Raw genomic sequence first — 1,616 nt, 5'->3', positions numbered from 1 at the left:
GCACCAGCAGCCGCTGTTCCGGCAGATAGGCGGTCGGCATCGACTCCCCGCCGAGCACCAGTGCCGCCGTTCCGCCGCCGTTCCGCCGCCGCCCCGCCGACGTCCAGCAGCCCCAGGTGCCCGTCGACCTCGCGGGCCCGCTCACGGCGCGGGCCGGGGCCCCCGGTCCAGGCGTCCAGCGCCGTCCCGGGGGCCAGTGTCAGCGGCCCGATCAGGGGGTCGATCCACTCCGTCGGATCCATCCGGGCACCGTGCCGGGTGGGTCAGACGAGCCCGCCGGCCTCCCGGGCCGCCTGCTCGACGCGGTCGTGGTGGGCCTGCCGCCAGGCCGCGTCGCCGGGGACGGCGTTGGCGCGGCTGGCGCGATGGCCGACGGCGCCGTCGATGAGTTCGCGGACCAGGTCGGCGTGGCCGGTGTGCCGGTGGGTCTCGGCGATCATGTGGACGAGTATCCGGTGCAGGGTCTGCTTCGCGCGAATGCCGAACGGCATCTGGCCGATCGCGTCCAGCGGCAGCGCCTCGATGGTGGCGTCCGAGTGTGCCCACACCCGCCGGTAGCGCCCGACGATCTCCTCGGTGCTCTCGTCCGCCCGGGCCCACAGGTCGGCGTTCGGCTCGGCCTCGCCGAAGATCCACAGCGGGGTCGGCTCGGGGAAGGGGCGCCCGAAGGCGGCGCCGAAGTACAGCGCCTCGGCCCCGGTGACGTGCTTGACCAGCCCCAGCAGATTGGTCCCGGTGGGGGTGAGCGGGCGCCGGAGGTCGTACTCGGAGAGGCCGTCGAGCTTCCACAACAGGGCGTCGCGGGCGTCCTGGATGTAGATCTGGAGGTCGGTCTTGGGATCTGTTGCGTTCATGGGACCAGTCTGTTGATCGCGGAAGGCCTGTCCACCGATTTCAACGAATGAACCATGGTCAACTGCCGCGCACGGCCCGAAGATCCGTTAGGGGAGCCGGATCACCGCCGTGCCCCTGGCCAGGTCCACCCCGGTGCGGTTCGGCGGCGCGCCGTTCTCGTCGTCGTCCCGCTGCATGAGCGAGGACTGTCGTTCCTTGAGCTCGTGCTGCTTGCCCGCCGAGAAGGTGGCGTGCAGCTGCTCGAACCCGGTCGCGGAGATCTGTCCCTGGCGGGCCGGGGTCCGCCAGGGCAGGAGCCCGGCCCGTCCTGCGCGCAGCATCAGCTGGTCGACCAGCGCGAGCACGGTGAGCAGCACCACCAGCCCGGGCAGGGTGACGAAGACGATGAGTCCCATGCGCCCAGTATCCGCACGCACCCGCCCGCTGGGAACGGGCCTACAGGCGGGTACCGCGGCCCGGGGGAGTGGAGCTGTCGGACCGTCAGCCCTCGGGGGCTCGGCATTCGCTACGGAGCGTGACGAATGGGGTGGCGGTGACGGACTTGAATCTTTGCGAACGAATGTTCGATCCTGGGGTTGTGTCCGTTTTCGAATCTATTTTCGAATTCGCCGCCGAGCAGCCCGCCCGCCCCGCGCTGCGGCCGGTGGCGTCGATCGCCGCGCCCGAGGACGGGCGGACGGCGGTGCGCGGCCTGCTGCCGGTGGTGCCCGCGCTGCGGGAGGTGCTGCCGGACGGCGGGCTGCGGCGGGGGGCGGCGGTGT

Annotated in this window: 3 protein-coding genes and 1 pseudogene; 1 reads left to right on the top strand and 3 read right to left on the bottom strand. The window is 72.1% G+C overall.

From position 1 onward, the window contains the following. The 3 genes and pseudogenes from J0670_RS37625 to J0670_RS37615 form a co-directional block, all read right to left on the bottom strand. Window positions 1-242, bottom strand: a pseudogene (locus tag J0670_RS37625) (immunity 21 family protein); the annotation flags it as partial. 21 nt (window positions 243-263) lie between these two features. Next, a complete protein-coding gene (locus J0670_RS37620; protein WP_207817268.1) occupies window positions 264-854 on the bottom strand; it encodes a DinB family protein in 591 nt (196 codons plus the stop codon). 87 nt (window positions 855-941) lie between these two features. Next, complete coding sequence (locus J0670_RS37615) at window positions 942-1,250, bottom strand: DUF6191 domain-containing protein (protein ID WP_207817267.1); 309 nt, start codon at window positions 1,248-1,250, stop codon at window positions 942-944. Between the two features lie 182 nt (window positions 1,251-1,432). Between J0670_RS37615 and J0670_RS37610 the strand changes: the two genes are divergently transcribed. Beyond that, window positions 1,433-1,616 (top strand): hypothetical protein (locus J0670_RS37610; protein ID WP_207817266.1); only part of this gene is annotated, 184 nt, incomplete at its 3' end.

It is taken from the genome of Streptomyces sp. FH025 (genome assembly GCF_017427025.1).
GTDB lineage: Bacteria > Actinomycetota > Actinomycetes > Streptomycetales > Streptomycetaceae > Kitasatospora.
This window is presented reverse-complemented; position numbering and strand designations above follow the sequence as displayed.